Origin of the sequence: Riemerella anatipestifer ATCC 11845 = DSM 15868, from assembly GCF_000252855.1 — a bacterium.
GTDB classification, from domain to species: Bacteria; Bacteroidota; Bacteroidia; order Flavobacteriales; family Weeksellaceae; genus Riemerella; species Riemerella anatipestifera.
In genome coordinates, this window is sequence record NC_017045.1 from 1,454,558 (window position 1) to 1,473,801 (window position 19,244).

Annotated in this window: 16 protein-coding genes; 11 read left to right on the forward strand and 5 right to left on the reverse strand. The window is 33.9% G+C overall.

The genetic code is table 11. The annotated features are described in order from the left end of the window. Positions 1-114 precede the first annotated feature (114 nt). Both RA0C_RS06925 and RA0C_RS06930 read left to right on the forward strand, forming a co-directional pair. Entirely contained in the window at positions 115-2,235 is a 2,121-nt protein-coding gene (locus RA0C_RS06925) for a carboxy terminal-processing peptidase (protein ID WP_013447018.1), read from the forward strand. 76 nt (positions 2,236-2,311) lie between these two features. Then, complete coding sequence (locus RA0C_RS06930; RefSeq protein ID WP_013447019.1) at positions 2,312-3,187, forward strand: mechanosensitive ion channel family protein; 876 nt, start codon at positions 2,312-2,314, stop codon at positions 3,185-3,187. Between the two features lie 11 nt (positions 3,188-3,198). On the opposite strand, the gene RA0C_RS06935 is transcribed toward RA0C_RS06930, so the two are convergent. Genes RA0C_RS06935 through RA0C_RS06945 form a run of 3 tightly spaced genes read right to left on the reverse strand, consistent with a single transcriptional unit; the run spans position 3,199 to position 4,931 of the window. Then, positions 3,199-3,996, reverse strand: coding sequence for a GLPGLI family protein (locus RA0C_RS06935; protein ID WP_004920662.1), 798 nt, complete (start codon positions 3,994-3,996; stop codon positions 3,199-3,201). 26 nt (positions 3,997-4,022) lie between these two features. Further along, entirely contained in the window at positions 4,023-4,430 is a 408-nt protein-coding gene (locus RA0C_RS06940; protein ID WP_004920665.1) for a thiol-disulfide oxidoreductase DCC family protein, read from the reverse strand. Positions 4,431-4,436: 6 nt separating this feature from the next. Next, entirely contained in the window at positions 4,437-4,931 is a 495-nt protein-coding gene (locus RA0C_RS06945; protein WP_004920668.1) for a heme-binding domain-containing protein, read from the reverse strand. 104 nt (positions 4,932-5,035) lie between these two features. On the opposite strand from RA0C_RS06945, the gene aroQ reads away from it, so the two are divergent. From aroQ to RA0C_RS06970, 5 genes are all read left to right on the forward strand, one after another. Beyond that, positions 5,036-5,452, forward strand: coding sequence for a type II 3-dehydroquinate dehydratase (gene aroQ, locus RA0C_RS06950; RefSeq protein ID WP_004920670.1), 417 nt, complete (start codon positions 5,036-5,038; stop codon positions 5,450-5,452). Between the two features lie 100 nt (positions 5,453-5,552). Further along, positions 5,553-6,821, forward strand: a complete 1,269-nt coding sequence (locus tag RA0C_RS06955; RefSeq protein WP_004920673.1) for a PSP1 domain-containing protein — start codon at positions 5,553-5,555, stop codon at positions 6,819-6,821. Further along, positions 6,821-7,291, forward strand: a complete 471-nt coding sequence (locus RA0C_RS06960) for a gliding motility lipoprotein GldH (protein ID WP_004920675.1) — start codon at positions 6,821-6,823, stop codon at positions 7,289-7,291. Before RA0C_RS06955 ends, RA0C_RS06960 begins: the two co-directional genes overlap by 1 nt. A 12-nt stretch (positions 7,292-7,303) precedes the next feature. Then, positions 7,304-9,673 carry a penicillin-binding protein 1A gene (locus tag RA0C_RS06965; protein ID WP_004920678.1) on the forward strand — a complete coding sequence of 790 codons (2,370 nt, stop codon included), beginning with the start codon at positions 7,304-7,306 and terminating at the stop codon, positions 9,671-9,673. Between the two features lie 303 nt (positions 9,674-9,976). Further along, positions 9,977-10,729, forward strand: coding sequence for a ThiF family adenylyltransferase (locus RA0C_RS06970; protein WP_004920681.1), 753 nt, complete (start codon positions 9,977-9,979; stop codon positions 10,727-10,729). Here the strand turns inward: RA0C_RS06970 and RA0C_RS06975 are convergent. Next, complete coding sequence (locus RA0C_RS06975) at positions 10,726-11,484, reverse strand: response regulator transcription factor (RefSeq protein ID WP_004920684.1); 759 nt, start codon at positions 11,482-11,484, stop codon at positions 10,726-10,728. The genes RA0C_RS06970 and RA0C_RS06975 overlap by 4 nt on opposite strands. 394 nt (positions 11,485-11,878) lie before the next feature. Between RA0C_RS06975 and RA0C_RS06980 the strand changes: the two genes are divergently transcribed. Both RA0C_RS06980 and RA0C_RS06990 read left to right on the forward strand, forming a co-directional pair. Then, on the forward strand, positions 11,879-12,460 hold the full coding sequence (locus tag RA0C_RS06980; RefSeq protein ID WP_004920687.1) for an ATP-binding cassette domain-containing protein: 582 nt from the start codon (positions 11,879-11,881) through the stop codon (positions 12,458-12,460). Positions 12,461-13,108: 648 nt separating this feature from the next. Next, positions 13,109-13,888: a GLPGLI family protein gene (locus tag RA0C_RS06990; RefSeq protein ID WP_004920695.1), complete on the forward strand. Its 780-nt coding sequence runs from the start codon at positions 13,109-13,111 to the stop codon at positions 13,886-13,888. A 171-nt stretch (positions 13,889-14,059) separates the two neighbouring features. Here the strand turns inward: RA0C_RS06990 and RA0C_RS06995 are convergent, their stop codons facing one another. Beyond that, positions 14,060-14,596 (reverse strand): SPOR domain-containing protein, encoded by a 537-nt coding sequence (locus RA0C_RS06995; protein WP_004916114.1) that lies wholly within the window; start codon positions 14,594-14,596, stop codon positions 14,060-14,062. Between the two features lie 214 nt (positions 14,597-14,810). Between RA0C_RS06995 and RA0C_RS07000 the strand changes: the two genes are divergently transcribed. Further along, complete coding sequence (locus RA0C_RS07000) at positions 14,811-16,160, forward strand: c-type cytochrome (protein WP_013447021.1); 1,350 nt, start codon at positions 14,811-14,813, stop codon at positions 16,158-16,160. A gap of 24 nt (positions 16,161-16,184) precedes the next feature. Next, positions 16,185-19,235 (forward strand): TAT-variant-translocated molybdopterin oxidoreductase, encoded by a 3,051-nt coding sequence (locus tag RA0C_RS07005; protein WP_004916116.1) that lies wholly within the window; start codon positions 16,185-16,187, stop codon positions 19,233-19,235. The last annotated feature ends 9 nt before the right edge of the window (positions 19,236-19,244 follow it).

The following is a 19,244-nucleotide window of genomic DNA, read 5'->3' on the forward strand; positions in this document are numbered from 1 at the left end:
AAAAATAACCAAAAAAAATAGAGCAATAAAAAATAAGTATTAAATTTGGCATTCCTATTGCGTTTCAGTAGCTGAAAAAGGATTGTTTTAATTATTAAAATAAAGTATAGTTTTATGTTTAAAAAAATAAAAATTAATACACTATTATTATTTATTCCACTTACCACTTTAATATTTTGCTTTAACTCACCTAAGAATGATGATGAGAAAATGCAGACTATTATGATGAGTGTTCGTAATACGTTGTCTTATTTGCATTATAGCCCAAAGCCTATCAATGATGCGTATTCGCAAGATGTTTACAATAAATATTTTGAAAAGATAGACCCATTTAAACGCTACTTTTTGAAGTCTGATATGCAAGAGTTTGAAAAACATAAAACTAAATTGGACGACTATCTTAACCAAGGAGATTTAACTTTTTATAAACTCACTACCGACCGTCTTTACCAGCGTATGGAAGAGCTAGATGGCATTACACAAGAAATTTTTAGTAAGCCTATTGATCTAAACGAAGATGAGGTATTGGTTTTAGAACCAAAAGATAAAGAATCTCCAGTTGATAAGGCAGACTTAACCAAAGAGTGGAAGAGGTATATTAAATACAATATTCTACAAGAAATGGAAGTGATGAGCAATAGAGAGGAGCGAAGAAAAAAACTCAAAGACTCTCTCATTGCTAATAAATTGAAGGACACTGTAACACTCAAGATTCTTTCTCCAGAAGAGAAAAAAATAAAAGCGACTGAAGAGATTAAAGACTTGATGTCTAATATGTTCAAGAGATTCCAAAAGAGAAAAAAAATGGATTGGTTCTCTGTTTATATGAACGCTTATACAGAGGTTTTTGACCCGCATACTAACTATTATTCTCCTAAGGATAAAGAAGATTTTGATATGCAGTTTAAAGGTTCATTTATAGGGATAGGGGCGGTGATACAAGAGAAAAAAGGAGGAATATTCCTTGGAGCTCTTACCGTGGGTGCTCCTGCTTGGAAGTCTAAACAACTTACAGAAGGCGATAAACTCATTAAAGTAAAACCTTCTCCTAAAGAGGAAGCTATTAGTGTTAATGGTATGTTGGTGGACGAGGTAGTAAGATACATAAGAGGTAAAAAAGATACGCCTGTTACGCTTACTGTAATGAAGAAAGACGGAACGATAAAAGATGTTACCCTTATTAGAGATGAGGTACAGATAGAAGACACATTTGCTAGAAGTTTGGTTATCAATACGGCTAAAGGCGAGAAAGTAGGTTATATTTATCTGCCGAGCTTTAATGCTGATTTTGGCGATGCTAAGGGAAGAAATGCTTCTGATGATGTAAAAGCCGAAATAGCAAAACTTAAAAAAGAGGGTGTTACTCGTCTTGTTTTAGACTTGAGAAATAACGGTGGTGGCTCTCTTTCTGAGGTGGTAGATATGATGGGATTGTTTATGAATAATGGTCCTGTGGTACAAATAAAAGACGGAAACGGTAAGATAGAAGTCTATAAAAATAAAACAAATGCTCCTGTGTGGGACGGCCCTTTGTTAATTATGCAAAACGAACTGTCAGCCTCGGCATCTGAGATTTTAGCGGGAGCGATGAAGGCTTACGGTAGAGCAGTTATCTTTGGTTCACCTAGTTCTTACGGAAAAGGGACGGTGCAAACTTTTGTGGATTTGAATAGATTTTTAAATACTTCTGATGACTTCGGAGCGTTGAAACTTACCATACAAAAGTTTTATGGTATAGATGGGGCTTCTAATCAGCGTAAGGGGATTACTTCGGATATTAGTCTTAAAGACTTCTTCTCTTATGCAGAAATAGGAGAGCGTTATCAGGACTATGCTTTAGCTTGGGATAAAATTGGAACTACAGACTTTAAACCACTTAACCAGATTAATATAGCAGCTTTAGTTAAACGAAGCCAAGAGAGAATGGCTAATAATGGCACTTATCAGCTTTTACAAGAGTCTGCTCAATGGAAGGAGAGTTTGGATAAAGAGAAATCCATCACTATCAATCAGACTAGGTTTAATGATTTGATGAAGAAAAGAAAGCAGGAAATAGAGCGTTTTAAAGTATTAGATAAGTATAATAACGGGCTTAAATTCACTCTTCACAAAGAAGAACAAATGAGAGGGAAAACAGATACTACTTTTGCTCATAAAAGCGATATTTGGCTCAAAGGTTTAAAGAAAGACCTCTTCTTACAAGAAGGTGTTAATGTAGTTTTAGATATAAAGTAGAATAATTTAATTGATTTTTTAATGAGGGAGTATAGTAAATTTTACTCCCTTATATTTTGTTGAAAGTACTAATTATATGCACGAGAATGTAAATCAAATTACAGATGATGTAAATCTTACGCTGAAACAAATCTTAGAATACCAAATTTTTTCCATCGGTAAATACAGTTTAAGTGTCTATCAGATAGTGGTGGCTCTTATCATTTTTATCATAGGTGCTCTGTTGGCTCGTATGATTAAAGTGCTTATTTATAGAACAGATAGATTAGATTTAGGGAAAAAATTTGCATTTTCTCAGATACTAAAATATACGGTATTTATCGTTACATTTTTCATTGCAATGAAATCACTAGGTATCAATATTTCTCCTTTGCTAGTAGGGTCTGGAGCTATATTGGTAGGGATAGGTCTTGGGCTTCAAAATTTGGTTTTAGACTTTATTTCTGGGGTGATTATACTCGTGGATAGAACAATAAAAGTAGGTGATGTAATTGAAATAGATAATATAGTAGGGAGAGTAGAACAGATACACATGAGAACTACTTCTATTATTACGAGAGATAATAAAAACATGATTTTTCCTAATTCGGTACTTACGAAAGAAAAGCTAATAAACTTCTCTCATGCAGATGAAATTGTAAGATTTGATGTTGATATTAGAGTACATTATGCCGCAGATGTAGACTTGGCGACAGAACTACTTATTCAGTCTGCTATGGAAAATAGTTCTGTGCTGAAAGAAGAGCCTAATAAACCATTTGTTAGGCTAGAGCACTTTGGAGAAAGTTCGTTAGAATTAAAGTTGTTTTATTTTTCTACTCAATTATTTAGAGCTCCACAAACCAAAAACGAAATAAGGAGGACTATCTTAGCCAAGTTTAGAGAGAATGGTATTAGAGTTCCGTATCCTATCAGAACAGTGGAGTTTCCGATGGAAGAGCTGAAAAAATAAAAGAGCTAGTCTTAGTCTAGCTCTATAGGATTATTATTTTTTGTGTTATTTTCTTTTTGTCTTTCCTCCATTCTTTTTCTTGCGTTGGCGTCCATTTCTATTCTTACAGGACCACCGCTTCTGTTAATGAAAGAGAGAGGGTCTTCTTTAAACCTTTGTTCTATTTTTTGATAATCTTTCTTTTTAACCTCTATTGGTGCTGAACGATAAGAGAAAGTGGTAGGAGCTGCTATCTTCTTACTTTCCTTAAGGTCAAAGCTATAATCTCCCTTGGTATCTTCTACCTTCACAATAAGACCAGGAAGACCAAAAAATTTGTAAGGTCCGTCGGGCATTGGGATTTCTGTGGTAAACCAAGCGATCCAAGTCCTGCCACCGTAGGTGGTTTTTGCCTTTTGGGTTTCATAATTACCTATTTTAGTGGTCTCGGGTAAAATTTCCCAAGTAGTAGGGTTGTTTTCTGTATAGCTGTAAGTATCGGCAGCAATACGGTTCTTAAAGGTGATGTTTTGGGAGGTATAATTTTTTTCTATGGAAAAATTGACGGCGGTGCGGTAGTTATCCATAGCTCCTCTATCAAAATTGAAATTTCTAGTTTCTCTCATTCTAGAAAATAGCGAATCTCTCTGCATTCTTTTTTCGGAATAGAAGATAGATTTATGGGCATCTACATCTAGAAATACGGTTTCTGTCTTAGTTTGTGTTCTATTGGTAGAATCTGGCTTGAAACTCATTTCGTAAACAAAACGAGTGGCTTGTGCTACTAAAGCTTGAGTTGCTAGAGCTAGAATTAAAAAGTAAAATCTCATAATGTGTAATTGTGATTTAAGTTGTGCTATTTGATGAATTTCTTTTGTTCCTCTTCGGAAAGTAATAAACAATGTTTACCTGCAATATTCATTCTGTTTTTGGCAACGAGGTCATACATTTTATTCCTGATGAATGTAGGAACTACTTTGCCAATATTTAACAGACTAAACTGACCACTTAAAACACTACCTATTTTAATAACGGCATCAGACTTAGTAAGGTAAAACGCATTGGGTTTCCAAAGGTAAAGTGTTGAAAAGTTAGAGGTAGGTAGATTTCTGTCCTTTAAAAAGCTTTGTCCAAAAGAAGATTGCAGTGCGACAAACCGAAAGTTATCATTTTTGTCATTCTTGAGTACCCATTGTACCCATCGATTACAGACACCACAATCTCCGTCGTAAAAAAGGTAATATTTAGAAGAATCTAAATTCATTTAGATTTAATCTTCGTCTTTATCTCCATCTTCGTCCGCTGTAGCGTGAGAAGTTTGAGCGTTGTTACCAATAGATTGTTTTAGGAAGCTTACTAACTCTTGTTTTTGATTATCAGATAGCTTTGCTTCAGGATGAGCCAATAAATAAGATTCTAACGGCATACCTCCTTTTTCTATTTCTTCTATAGACTCTTCTATTTTTTCTGCTTGCTTTTCTGGGCTATAGGTTGCAAATGTAGAGAAGTTAAGACGTTTTCTTCCGTCATCTATATGCTCTTTTACAAACCAAGCTACAGGTTGTATGTTGGTGTACCAAGGGTATTTGGTTTCGTTAGAGTAGCAGTCATAACAAGCACTTTTAAGGATGTTTGCGGTAGACTCTGGCATTTTTTTGATTTGAACAAAATCCATTCCTTTGTCTACGGGCGGATTAGTTTTATCTATTTGAAAGAATTGGAGAATTACTCCAGCGGCTAATAAAGCCAACGCTACTTTTTTCATTTTATAAGTTTTATAAGTTGAGGAAGTAAAGTTATAAAAAATATGCCGTAAAATGATTTTTATGAAAACTTTTTGTAAGTTTATCCCCGATAATTAGAATGATGATGAAAATATTGATTATTAACGGAGCGAATCTTAACCTTTTAGGGACTAGAGAACCAGAAATTTACGGTAATATTTCTATGGAGGAAGTTTTAGAAAATCTAAAAGATAAATTTTCAGCATACGGAGTGGATTATTTTCAGTCTAACCTAGAGGGAGAAATCATCAATAGAATTCAGAATGAAGACTATGATGCTTTGGTGATTAACCCTGGGGCATTCACGCACTACTCTTATGCTATTGCCGATGCACTTAAAAATCTTAAGAAACCTAAAGTGGAAATACATATTAGTAATATTTATAAAAGAGAGGAGTTTAGACAGAAGTCTGTTACAGCAGCTTATACAGACGGTATTCTATCAGGTTTTGGTATTAAAGGTTACCAGTTAGCTGTAGCTGCAGTCGTAGATTTGATGTAACTTACTTTAGTATTTTACCAAAAATATAGTAGGCTATTAGCTGAAATAGTGCTATGAAATAAATTTATATTAAATTTGCAAGAATTAAAAAATGTAAATTATGAGTTGTGGATGTGGAGCATCTGGAAACTCTACTCATACTTGTGGGACAAAATCAGCCTCGGGGTGTGCTAGTGTAGACACCTGTGGTAATAGTTATAAATTAAGTGTTTTTGATTGGCTTTCAAATATAAAGCCACCAGCACCTTCCCAAAATGAATTTGTAGAGGTAAGATTTAAAAACGAAAGGAAATGTTTTTTTAGGAATGTTCATAACCTTCCGCTTAGTATAGGGAGTGTGGTAACGGTAGAGGCAAATCCGGGACACGATGTAGGGGTGGTAAGCCTTACAGGGGAGCTAGTAAAAATACAAATGAAAAAAAAGAAGACTAGCCCTGAAGAGTGCCTTAAAATATACAGAATATCCAATCAGAAGGATATAGATGTGTGGCAATCCACTAGAAATAAAGAAGAAGAGGTTAAACTAGAGGCTCGCAAAATAGCAAGAAATCTTAGGTTGCAGATGAAAATTTCTGATGTGGAATTCCAAGGTGACGGTACCAAAGCCACTTTTTACTATACTGCTGAAGGCAGAGTAGATTTTAGACAGCTGATTAAGGAGTACGCCACAATGTTTCGTACTAAGATAGATATGAAGCAGATAGGCTACCGTCAAGAAGCTTCTAAGGTTGGAGGAATCGGCTCGTGTGGGAGAGAGCTTTGTTGTTCTACTTGGCTTACTGATTTTCGTTCGGTTAATACCAATGCGGCTCGTTATCAACAGTTGAGTATCAATCCTCAAAAGTTGGCTGGGCAATGTGGCAAGCTTAAATGTTGTCTCAATTTTGAGTTAGATAGCTATCTAGATGCCTTAGATGCGTTTCCTTCTACTAACACTACTATCAATACCGAAAAAGGTAAAGCGTTTTGCATCAAAATAGATGTTTTCAAAAAGAAAATGTGGTTTGCTTATGTAGAAAACTCCATGATGTGGTATGATTTAGATGTAGATGAAGTGAAAAAACTTATTAAGCAGAATAAAGAAGGTAAACAAGCTCAGCCTTTAGAAGAACTTAAAAGTCAAACGCTTCCAAAAGAGGTGCAGAGTGTGGATCTTATTCAGGAAGATAGTATAGATAGATTTGAGAAAAAAGATAAGTCTAAGAGAAAAAATAAAAGACGAAATAGTAATAATGAGGGAGGGAAATCTCAGAGCAATAATAAAAATCCTCAAAATAATTCAAATAAAGAGGTAGGAACTGATGGGACTAAGAAAACTCGCTCGAAATATAAAAATAAAAGAAAACCTAACCCAAGAAATACAGAATAATGATAAAGGTTAATGTTTTTTGGATTATGTTAGTATTGTTCTCTTTGGCTTCTTGCTCGTCGTTTGGAGATGAAGAGGTTGAGATGAATGACCTTAACGGAGTGTGGCATAAAAATAATCCACAAAAATTTGAGTTTGAAATAAAAGATGCTCAGAATCCTAAAAATATTATCTTTGTTATACGAAATAATAATGATTATCCTTTTAGTAACCTCTACCTCATTAGTAAGATAAGTAAAGGGAGTAAGGTTTTAGGGAAGATAGACACTCTAAACTATGTGTTAGCAATGCCAAATGGAGAATGGGTAGGCAGTGGTTTTGGTTCTACAAAGGAAATATTATTTCAATATAAGGTTAATTATAAATTTCCTGAAAATGGAGTCTATAACATAGAGCTTAAACAAGCGATGAGAAAAGATACTTTAAAGGGAATAGAAGATATAGGGGTAACAATCCAATCACTAAAATAGAATTTAATTAAGATGACTTCTGATAAAAATCAAAAACAAACCTTTCCTCTTCCTCCCAAAAAGAAGAAGAAGAATAACGGATATAGAAAATGGATTAAGTTAATATGGCTAGGTTTAGTGGGCTTTGTAGTAGGTGTAGCAGCTTTGTTTTTTGCAACCTCTCAAGGTCTTTTAGGAGAAATGCCAGATGTACAAGATTTGGAGAATCCTGATATTTATGTAGCTTCGGAGATTATCTCTTCAGATGGGGTAACTTTAGGTAAATTTGAAATGGAGAAAACAGATCCTATTACCTATAAGGATATGCCTCCTCATTTAATTTATGCTTTACAAGCTAAAGAAGATGAGAGATTTAAGGAGCATTCAGGGATAGATTTAAAGTCTATACTGAGGGCTATTCGTTTTGGAGGTGATAGAGGTGGAGGTTCTACCATTACCCAGCAGTTAGCGAAACTTTTATTTACTAAAAAAGCGTCCATTAATAAATTTAGAAGGGTTACCCAAAAACTTAAAGAATGGGTAGTGGCGGTAAGTCTTGAGAAGCGTTATACCAAAGAGGAAATCATTACGATGTACTTCAATAAGTTTGATTTTACATACAACGCTCATGGTATAGAGATGGCGTCAAAGATTTACTTTAATAAGAAAACAAAAGATTTAACACTTCCTGAAGCTGCTATGTTTGTAGCGATGTTGGAAGCACCTGTGGCTAATAATCCGCTTCGTAATGAGGAACGAGCTAAGAAGAGGAGAGATGTGGTACTTAAGCAGATGCTAGAAACAGGCTACATAGACCAAGCAACTTACGAAAAGGCAATAGCAGAGCCATTAGTGGTAAATTATACTCCAATTAAAAATATTACAGAAGGAAATTCTGCTTATTACAAATATTATCTTAGAAAAGAAATCGCTCAGTATCTAAAAGATTATGAGAAAAAGACAGGTAAGTCGGTTAACTTGTTTAGAGATGGGCTTAAGATTTATGTAACATTAGATTCTAGAATGCAGAAGTATGCAGAGGAAGCTATTAAGGAGCATTTAACTCAACTACAAAAATCTTTTGATGCAGAGCAGAGAAGAAATCCTAGTCGACCGTTCTATAAGGTAAGTAAAGACCGCCAAAATAGAATTATGATGAGAGCGGTTAAGCGTACGGGGCGTTATCAGCAGCTTTTAGCATCAGGTATGCCTGAAGACTCTATCCTAATGGAGTTCCATAAGCCTACTAAGTTAACCAGATTTACTTGGGATGGAGAGGAAGAAGTTGAAATGTCTCCTTGGGATTCTATCCGTTATCATAAGCAAATTGCTCAGGCTGGACTAATGTCTATGGATCCATCTACGGGGGATATTAAAGCTTGGGTAGGAGGTATAGATTGGCAACATTTTCAGTATGACCATGTAAGACAAGGTAAAAGACAGGTGGGGTCAACATTCAAACCATTTGTTTATGCTGCTGCTATTATGAATTTGGGAATGACGCCTTGTACTCCTATTTCCAATGCAACATATACAAAAGGAAGTTGGAGAGTGTTAGGTTCAGGAGGCTCGCTTACTCTTAGAGATGCATTAGCTCATTCTAAAAACCCTGTGGCTGCAAGGCTTATAGAATCTGTAGGAGTAGATAATGTGATTCAGTTAGCTAGAGATTTAGGAGTTGAAAGTGATATTCCTAGAAACAATACAATTGCATTAGGTTCTTCCGAAATTACAATATACGAAATGCTTGGAGCATATAGTACTTTTGCTAACTTTGGTAACTATGTGAAACCTGAGATGATATGGCGTATAGAAGATGCTAATGGTAGAGTAATAACGGAAGTAAAATCTGAGCTAAAGGAGATAATGAATGAGAAGTATGCTTATTCTATGATTGATTTGATGAAAGGTGTGTCTGCTTACGGTACGGCATCTGGAGAGTTAAGAAGAAAAGGTATTAGTGCAGGTGTTGAAATAGCAGCCAAAACAGGTACAACTAACGATAACTCAGATGGTTGGTTTATAGGTGTGGTGCCAAAACTAGCCACAGGTGTTTGGGTTGGTTGGGAAGATAGAGATACCCACTTCTGGAGTACAGGTGAAGGGCAAGGTGCTAAAATGGCACTACCTATATGGGCGATATTTATGAAGAAAGTTTGGGAGAATAAAGAGCTTAACATTTCTCCAGAAGAAAAATTCGTAAAACCTTCGGATTGGACTAATGGTTGTGATGACCTCAGAGGTATGGGTGGCTATGGTGATGAAGGAGGTTTACAAACTTTAGATGAGTTAAGAAATCCGAAGCCAGTAGAACAAATGCCTAGATCAGGCTCTTCTACTAAAAAAGAAGAGAATATAAATGAAAAACTGAATACTTCAGAAGAAATAGATTTTAATCAATAAATAGATTTTTATACTAAAAAAATCGCTCTTAGAACTTCTAGGAGCGATTTTGTTTAATAATAATCTAAAATTTATAATTATAGATTTGCTTATATCCAAAGTAAGTGATTAGGTTTTGCCGTACCCTTTTTATTCTATAAGTTATATTCTCTAAAAGAATCTATTAGCTTAGCGTTAATTTGTAGAATGGTCTGAATTTAGGCTTTTGGATTATTTTAGTTTTATAAAAGAATAATTTAGTCTAATAATTACACTTTTGTGTAGCAGTATATCTTATATATCATTATAAATTTGTAGAAAAAAATGCAAAGATATACTAGAAATAGGATTTATATAGCTCCTGAGGAGCAGGAAAAAATTAGACTAGCTCCTATATTAATAGGAGGGTGTGGATTGGGAAGTAATATTGCAGAGTGTATACTTAGGTTAGGTTTTGAAAATATTACAATTGTAGATGGCGATAGTGTAGAGCTCTCTAATCTTAATAGGCAAAACTATATCAATGATGATATTGATAAATTGAAAGCTAATCAACTTTATGAAAGGCTTGTGAATATCAATCCGAAAGCGAATATTAAAGTAATTACTGAGTTTATTAAGGAAGATAATTTAGAATCTATTTTGGAGGGGCATTTTATAGCCGTTAATGCTTTAGATTTTACTAGTGACATTCCAATTCTTTTCGATAAAAAGTGCCAAGAAAAAGGAATTTTTGTGATTCATCCATATAATTTGGGTTGGGGTGGGTTAATAACAGTTATCAAGCCAAGTGGCTTAACATTAGATTTATTGACTAAAAATAAAGAGGACTTTAACGAGTTGGAAGTAGTGGAATATGTAGCGACTTATTCTCGATTTTGGAACAATCCTAAAAAATGGTTAGAAGATATTATTGAAAAGTATAAGAATGAAGAGGAAGCTCAGACACCCCCACAACTTGCTGTAGCTTCTTGGATTGTATCGGGTATGTGTGCAAATGTAATGTATGACATTGTTACAGAAAAACCTTATAAGGTTTTTCCAGAATTTTATTTCCTTTCTACAAAAAACTATTAAATCAGTTTATTAATTTTAGCATAAGACAACGCTTCCGAAATACTCTGAACATTGAATTTATCAAATATTTTTCTTCTATGAAATTTCACAGTATCGGAACTTACGAATATTTTTTCGGCTATTTCATTGATGGTAAAACCTCTGGCAGAAAGCTCTAAAATATTAAACTCTCTTTCGGAGAGTTTTACTTTTTGTTCCTTTTCCCAAACATTTGTGTCAAGATTAAACTTCCAAAAATCCTCGCTTCCCTGTTTACTTATAATGATGTTGCCTTCAGTTTGATTAGACGAAAGAGCTACCAAGCACATTGCTTTCCATATTTTACCTTTTTCGTTGAGGAAAATAGGAGTTAGCTTATGGTTAACGAGTACAGGTTTATTTCTTTCATTGATGAGATGGAAGTCATAGGAAATAGTGTATAGTTTTCTTTCCTCGATGGGAATTCTTTCATAGAATGAAAATCCCACTTCATTGATTTTCATTAAAAGTTCTAAGTCCTCTTTTTTTACATTTCTAAAATAGAAAGCATATCCTAATTCCTTTACTTCTTGTGAAGAAAGCCCACATAGAAATAGCGGATTATTAGAAACATATTCAAAGGATTGATTTTGATAGTCAATAACATAAATACTCTTGTAAGACAGCCTTGCAAAGGCATCTACTACGGATATATAATCTTTCAGTTGTTCTAAATCATTATCAGATAAATGATGAAATGTATTTCTATCATCAAAAAAACCATTGATATCTTCCATACTACACTTTTGTTTAAAATTACATAGATAAGAACAAATATAAACAAAAGTGTCGTGTTAATAAAAAATCAATAACTACACTTTTGTTTAGTGATATTGTAAAAAAATCAAAATACATTTGTAGTGTAAAAATAAGTTTTGTGTCAATGAAAGGAGAAATATCTAAGCAAAATGTTTCTAAATGCATGATTTGACCGTGACTGGAACTTGTCTTACAAATTGTACTAGGGACAACAAATGTTCTGATAAGTCAACTTCTGTAGGTGTAGGAGTTTGTGTAGGAGAGTGTGCTATTGATTGTATTGTAGTTCAATTTTAGAACAACTTTATAATAGAAGAGATTTAAATTATACTTCAAAAACTAGATTTAATAAATTTAAAAACAGATTGTCTCATGCTTATTCATGTTAAAAGTTTCTCATACAACAAGGAGATTGTTTTACAAGATATTGTTCTTAATGTCAAAGAAAAAGAAAAGTTATCTATCAGTGGAAGAAATGGTTGTGGGAAATCTACATTGCTCAATATCATTTGTGGTAAGCTAAAAGGAGATATTGAAATTAAGAACCCCCTTTCAATGGGGTATTATGGAGGGCATATTTCTCTAAACAAAGATTTGTCATTAGCTAATCATAAAGATTTATTTAAAGAAGAATTGTTGTTAGATGTTTTTCAGAATCTAGTATTTGGTTTGGAGTTTAAATCTTTTTACAACACTAAGATAAAAAATCTATCTCAAGGAAATGTCGTAAAGGCACATATGGCATTTATTCTTTCTCTAAATAGGGAAATATTTATTTTGGATGAGCCTACTGAAAACTTAGATAATGTTTCTGTAGATTATTTATCAAACTTCATTAGACAATCTGACAAAAGATATATTATTGTTTCTCACGACCGTCACTTTGTATCCAAAACTTGTGAAAATCATTATATGATTAATGAAAAAACACTGCAAAAATATGAAATCGATTAAACTATTCTTCGCATCCAGATATAATGTTGTTTCCATTACTATAGTGTCTATAGTGCAGTATTTACTCTATTATTTTTTCTTGGATATTAGCAGTAGCAGTCATAAAAACAACATTTTTTTTCAGTCTAATATAGTTTCTATACTCAGTTTTTCATTCTATATGTTCGTTTTTTATAAATTATTTAGTGATGGTTATTATCGACTTATTGCTATTAATTTTTCGAAAAATAAGAGTATTGGTATTGTTTATACAGATATTTTAAGGATATTACTTATTGGTGTTTTTAGTTGGGTACTTGTTTATTGCATATCCATTCTTATTTATTACGGAAAAGCAAACTTTGATTTTGAATATATAAAAAAGTATTTTATTTACTTCGTGCTATTTCAGTTTTTTCTCTCTCTCTTTGCTTATTATTTGATGTCTATAAAACCAAGTGTTTGGACTGTTTTTATTAGTATAGGGTATCTGTTTTTTGAAGATACTATTGTGATGATGAATAAAGATACAATCGGGAATTATCTACCGAAAGAAAGTTTTGTAAGATTGTTTACAGAAAACTCTATACTAACTATTTCTGTTAGTTTGGCATATATATCTATATTGTTATTATTAATTTATAAAAAAAACTATAAAACGATTTAATTATGAAGAATTTAGTTATATTAGTTTTAATATTGGCATTTGAGAATATGTTTTCTCAATACAGATTTGTTTATCGTATAGATTTCAAGATTGACTCCTTGAATAAGGATTTCGTTCAATCAGAAAATTTTAATTTGGACATTACCAGTAATGGGTCTGTTTTTTACCCAGAAGTTTTTTCAGAGTGGGCTTCTATTTATCAAAATAATAGGTCTGTAAGCAAAAGTAAGCTCCCAGAAACTAAATTAGATTATATGATACAGAAGAATTATAAAGATGGAGAAACTTATTTCAGAGAAATGATTGGTGCAAATTTGTATGAAATGCGTGAACCACGAAAAATTATATGGAAATACTCTAATGAAACACAGCAATATAATAATTATAAAGTAAAAAAAGCAACTACCACTTTTGCTGGGAGACAATGGGAAGCGTGGTTTTCAGATGAATTCCTTGTCAATGATGGACCGTATAAATTTAAGGGATTGCCAGGTTTGATTTTGAAGATAAAAGATACGCACTCAGACTACGAAATCTATCTTGTAGAAGTAAAGAAAATAGACCATCCGTTTACCTTTGATTTTTTTAATCATATAAGAATTAAGACATTGAGTATAGACTACGACACCTATCTCAAAAAGAATCAAAGTTTTAAAGAAAATCCAGCATTAATGTTTATAGAAATGGGTATCCAGTTGCCGCCTGAAGAAATGAAAAAGTTTTCAGAAACCCGTAAAAGTATAAATGCCAAACAAAATAATAAAATAGAATTAACCTATTAATTTCCCATACTGTTCTGAAAAGTGCTTGAAATTCAATCTTTGTTATTTTTGAAATTGGGAGGAAACTAAAAAACAAATACAACCTTTTTTGTATAAAAGATATGAGAAAAAACAAAAAAACTCGTTTCTAAATGTTCTCAGAAACGAGGTTTTTATTTTTAGAGAAATGTCTTAGAGGGCATCTGTACAAAAAATCATATATTTTACGGGAATAGCAGATTTAAAATAACCTCTTATATTTCTTAAATCGCTTGCTGCTCCTTCCTTGGTGAAATAGCTACCCGCCAATACTTTGTAATTCGGTCTAAGAGAAGCATCTAGCTGTACTTTTATGTACGGAAATCTCCTTCTGAAATACTGAGCAACCTCGTCCGCTTCGGCTTTACTTTTTACAACTACAAGTTGTATTTTATATCCCAATATTCTAGGATTTTTTCTGCAAATTTCAGCATTAGACAAATTTTTGTTAGTATTTGTTGTGTTAGAGGATGCTATATAATCAGATTTTTCTGCTTTCTTCACCGTGCTTTCTTTTGTTGTACACCCTTTTTCTAAATTATCTAGCAGAGAACTAATGTTTTTATCAGTAGTGATACTAAGTTCTGTACCTTCTAATGTATCTTTTTTTATAACCGTATTTTGTGCATTACAAAAAGAAAAGGCAAGAAAGAATAAAGCATAAAAGCTTGAGTTTATTAATTTTTTCATTTGAAATTGTTAAAAATATTCGGCAAAAATAGTAAAAGTAAAAAATATACCAAGTGCCAAAATTTAAAAAGAAGGTTGAATAGTTTAGAATAATTATAAATTACTTAAATATGATAATTTACACCCATTCTAGTCTGTTAAATTTGTGTTAATGTCTTATTTTTGCCCAACTGAATATAAAATTCATTTTTATTAATAACCCAAGATTATATAAATGATTAGTTGGAGAAAGCATTACAAAAAGGGATTGATAGCTATAGGATTATTGCTATCAACTAGTGCTTCTGTGTATTCACAGGATGCTGCAAGTGGAGACCCAAAGAATGGGGAAACGCTTTTTAAAACCAATTGTGCTGCCTGTCATGCGTTGGATAAACAAATGGTAGGTCCTGCTCTGGGAGGTGTGGTTGATAGGCTGCAAACCGAGCAAGGGCTGGGGGCAGATTGGTTACATAAGTGGATAAAAGATAATAAGGCGCTTAGAGAGTCTGGAGACAAGTACGCTAACGAGGTCTTTGAGAAATTCAATAAGACGGAGATGACGGCGTTTCCTAGTCTCTCCGAGAAGGATATTGATGATATACTAGCGTATACCACAAACCCTCCTGTTGTTGACCCACCTGCTGCTGATGCGGCAGCAGAAGCTAATAATTTAGATACTATAAAGAAGGCACAACAGGAGCGTACTAACTCTACAATAGTTTTGGTATCATTACTATTTATTGCGGCATTGTTAGTATGGTTGTTATTAAGACTTAGACAGTTGGTTAAACTTAGCCAAAGTGATGAGTTGTCAGAACTTAATGCGACTAGAACGCAATCTTTTGGAGAGCTTTACCAGAAGTATCATTATGTAGGTAAGGGTGTTTTAGCGGTACTGGCTATATTGGCGGTTTACGGTGTTTGGAATTGGTTGATGTGGGTAGGTGTTTATAAAGGGTATAAACCTGAGCAACCTATCTATTTCTCTCATAAAATTCACGCAGGTGAAAATAAGATAGACTGTCAGTTGTGTCACTCAAGTGCTAAGTATGGTAAAGTTTCAGAAATTCCATCACTTAATGTTTGTATGAACTGTCATAAGAACATTTCAGAATATAAAGGTAGCTACATTGAACCAGGTAAGTCTAAAGAATTCTATACTTCTGAAATTAAAAAGATTTACGCTGCAGTAGGTTGGGACGAAACTACTCAGTCTTATACAGGTAAAACTCAACCTGTGGAATGGGTGAGAATTCACAATATGCCAGATTTTGTTTACTTTAATCACGCACAGCACGTAGTAGCAGGGGAAGCGGCGATTAAAAAGGCTAAAAATGTAGATGTGGTTTGTAAGGCTTGTCACGGTGCTATAGATACTATGAATGTGGCTAAAATGGCAAATGATTTCACTATGGGATGGTGTATCGATTGTCATAGAAGTACAGAAGTAGATATGAATAACGATTACAACAAAGAGTATTTCAAAAACTTACATGATAAGTTGAAAAAACAGTACGGCGAAGGCACTAAAATTACAGTAGATGCTATCGGTGGACTAGAGTGTGGTAAATGTCATTATTAATAACAGAAAACTAGAAGTATCAAAATGGCTTCAAATAAAATACAATTCAGAAGTATTCACGAATTAAAAGACCCAACGCTTAATAATAAGTTGGCTCAGAAGGAATTTCAGAACGAAATTCCCGTAGATGAGTTCTTGGGCAATGATGATAAGATGAATAATTCCGGAACGAGTAGAAGAGACTTTCTTAAGCTATTAGGATTCTCTACTGCTGCGGTTACTTTGGCTGCGTGTGAGTCTCCGGTAATCAAAACAATTCCTTATGTTGTAAAACCTCATAATATTATTCCTGGGGTGCCTAACTACTTTGCGTCTTCATTCTTTGATGGATATGATTTTGCAAGTGTTTTGGTAAAAACAAGAGAAGGAAGACCTATTAAAATAGAACCGAATCCAGTAGCGGGTTCTTTGGGGAAAACTAACGCTAGAGTTCAGGCAGGATTGTTATCACTGTATGATAATGATAAATTAAAACAGCCGAAGCTAGACGGTAAAGATGAAACTTTTGATAAAGTAGATGATTTTGTTATCAAAGGATTGGAGGAAGCTAAGGCTTCAAACAAGAAAATTGTTTTATTATCTCACTCTTTTGCGAGTCCTACTTTTAAGAAGTTGTTTGGCGATTTCAAAGCAAAATATCCTAATGCAGAATTAGTAACATATGATGCTATACCTTACGCAGCAGCTTTAGATGCCGCAGAGGAAGTTTTCGGACAAAGAGCATTACCTGTTTATGATTTGTCTCAAACCGAATTGGTAGTATCTTTCCAAGCAGGTTTCTTAGGAGATTATAATGCAGGGTCTTTAGAGACTTCTTATGCAGTTGCTAGAAAACCAGGCGCTAATATGCTTCGTCATATTCAGGTGGAGTCTAATATGTCTCTTACTGGAGCTAATGCGGATACTAGGTTGAGAATGAAACCTAGCGAAGTGTATAAGACATTGGTAGAGGTTTATAACGGACTTAATGGTTCTACTTCTAACCAAGTAGCTGCTAAGATTGTTGCAGAACTTAAGGCAAAAGGTAGCAAAGCTGTTGTATTTGCAGATGGTTCTAAAGCAGCCTATGTTTTAGCCCATTTAATCAACCAGAAATTAGCTTCTGTAGCGTTTACAGGAAAAGCTAATTACCTAAAAGAATATAATGCTCAGAGATTTAACGAGTTTGTAACTTGGCTTAACTCTGGTCAGGTAGGAGTACTTATTTCTAATAATGTTAATCCTATCTATTCTTACAAAACAGGTGCTAAGCTTAAGGAAGCTATTAAGAAAGTACCTTATCATATAGCTGTAACACAGAAGAAAGATGAGATGTATCAAGTAGCTAAAGCAGCTATTCCTGTTGCTAATTGGCTAGAGTCTTGGGGAGATATAATGCCTGAGACAGGAGCATACTCTTTAATGCAGCCTACAATTCAGAAAATTTATAAATCAAGGCAAATAGAAGAGTCTTTATTAGTATGGACTAATGGTAAAAATCATCCTGCTAATAACTATTATGCTTATCTTAAAGCTAATGCTTCTACTATTTTAGGAGAGACATCTTTCAATAAAGGTTTATATAATGCATTTAATAGCGTTGCTGCAGGTAGTACTTTATCGTATGCAGGTGGTAATGCAGGTGGAGCTGTAGCAGAATTATCACAATTCAAATCAAGTGATTTAGAATTGGTGCTTTATACAAAAACTTCTATGGGAGACGGTACTCAAGCCAATAACCCTTGGTTACAGGAGTTACCAGACCCTATTTCTAGATTGTCGTGGGATAACTATCTAACGGTATCTCCTAAAGATGCGGAAAGACTAGGATTAGAAAACGAGCTTAACGGAAGAATGCAGTTAGACGGTTCTAAAGTTAATGTTACCGTTAATGGAGTTACAATAGAAAATGTACCTGTATTCATTCAACCAGGACAGGCTGATGGCTCTGTAGGGTTAGCTTTAGGGTATGGTAAAAAAGATTCAGGAAAGGTAGCTGAGACAGGTGTTAATGCTTATCCTTTATTTGACGGATATAACTTAGCGGTTTCTAATGTTAAAATAGAGAAAGTTTCTGGTGAGCATGAGTTTGCTGGAATGCAGCTTCAAAACACTCTAATGGGGCGTTATGAAATTGCTAGAGAAGTTTCTTTAGATACTTTCCTTAATGTTCCTTTTGACGACCACCTTAAAGGTTGGAATAAGCCTTTGGAATACCACACTATCAACGGTGCTTTACCAGCAGGTAAAATTACGCTTTGGGACGCTTATGATGATACAGATGGTCCACACTTCAATTTATCAGTAGACTTAAATGCTTGTACTGGTTGTGGAGCCTGTGTAATTGCATGTCAAGCAGAAAACAATACACCAGTAGTAGGTAAAGAAGAGGTAAGAATGTCTAGAGATATGTACTGGTTGAGAATAGACCGTTACTACTCTGCAAAAGAAAAAATTGAGGTTAAAGAAGGTATAGATAGAGGTCTAGATGTTCCTAACCTTTATGATATTCTTATCCAACCAAATGAAAGTCCAGATGTGATTTTCCAACCAGTGATGTGTCAGCATTGTAACCATGCACCTTGTGAAACGGTTTGTCCAGTAGCTGCGACTTCTCACGGTAAGCAAGGACAAAACCAAATGGCTTACAACAGATGTATTGGTACTAGATATTGTGCAAATAACTGTCCATACAAAGTAAGAAGATTCAACTGGTTTACTTACAACTTGAACGATAAGTTTGACTTCAATATGAATAACGATTTAGGAAGAATGGTACTAAATCCAGATGTTGTGGTAAGAACCAGAGGGGTTATGGAGAAGTGTTCTATGTGTATCCAAATGACACAAAGTACAATTCTAGAAGCTAAGAAAGATGGTAGAAAAGTACAAGATGGAGAGTTCCAGACGGCTTGTTCTAAGGCTTGTTCTACAGGAGCTATGACCTTTGGTGATATGAATGATAAATCTTCTAAAGTAAGAGAGTTATTCAAAGATGAAAGAAGATACTTCTTACTAGAGGAGATAGGAACTAAACCGAATGTATTCTATCATACTAAAGTTAGAAATAGAAAAGAAGAAGAAAATAAAATTTAATTATAAATA

Coding starts and splice junctions, on each gene's coding strand:
- RA0C_RS06925 (WP_013447018.1), top strand. CDS start 115: ATGTTTAAAAAAATAAAAATTAATACACTATTATTATTTATTCCACTT.
- RA0C_RS06930 (WP_013447019.1), top strand. CDS start 2,312: ATGCACGAGAATGTAAATCAAATTACAGATGATGTAAATCTTACGCTG.
- RA0C_RS06935 (WP_004920662.1), bottom strand. CDS start 3,996: ATGAGATTTTACTTTTTAATTCTAGCTCTAGCAACTCAAGCTTTAGTA.
- RA0C_RS06940 (WP_004920665.1), bottom strand. CDS start 4,430: ATGAATTTAGATTCTTCTAAATATTACCTTTTTTACGACGGAGATTGT.
- RA0C_RS06945 (WP_004920668.1), bottom strand. CDS start 4,931: ATGAAAAAAGTAGCGTTGGCTTTATTAGCCGCTGGAGTAATTCTCCAA.
- aroQ (WP_004920670.1), top strand. CDS start 5,036: ATGAAAATATTGATTATTAACGGAGCGAATCTTAACCTTTTAGGGACT.
- RA0C_RS06955 (WP_004920673.1), top strand. CDS start 5,553: ATGAGTTGTGGATGTGGAGCATCTGGAAACTCTACTCATACTTGTGGG.
- RA0C_RS06960 (WP_004920675.1), top strand. CDS start 6,821: ATGATAAAGGTTAATGTTTTTTGGATTATGTTAGTATTGTTCTCTTTG.
- RA0C_RS06965 (WP_004920678.1), top strand. CDS start 7,304: ATGACTTCTGATAAAAATCAAAAACAAACCTTTCCTCTTCCTCCCAAA.
- RA0C_RS06970 (WP_004920681.1), top strand. CDS start 9,977: ATGCAAAGATATACTAGAAATAGGATTTATATAGCTCCTGAGGAGCAG.
- RA0C_RS06975 (WP_004920684.1), bottom strand. CDS start 11,484: ATGGAAGATATCAATGGTTTTTTTGATGATAGAAATACATTTCATCAT.
- RA0C_RS06980 (WP_004920687.1), top strand. CDS start 11,879: ATGCTTATTCATGTTAAAAGTTTCTCATACAACAAGGAGATTGTTTTA.
- RA0C_RS06990 (WP_004920695.1), top strand. CDS start 13,109: ATGAAGAATTTAGTTATATTAGTTTTAATATTGGCATTTGAGAATATG.
- RA0C_RS06995 (WP_004916114.1), bottom strand. CDS start 14,596: ATGAAAAAATTAATAAACTCAAGCTTTTATGCTTTATTCTTTCTTGCC.
- RA0C_RS07000 (WP_013447021.1), top strand. CDS start 14,811: ATGATTAGTTGGAGAAAGCATTACAAAAAGGGATTGATAGCTATAGGA.
- RA0C_RS07005 (WP_004916116.1), top strand. CDS start 16,185: ATGGCTTCAAATAAAATACAATTCAGAAGTATTCACGAATTAAAAGAC.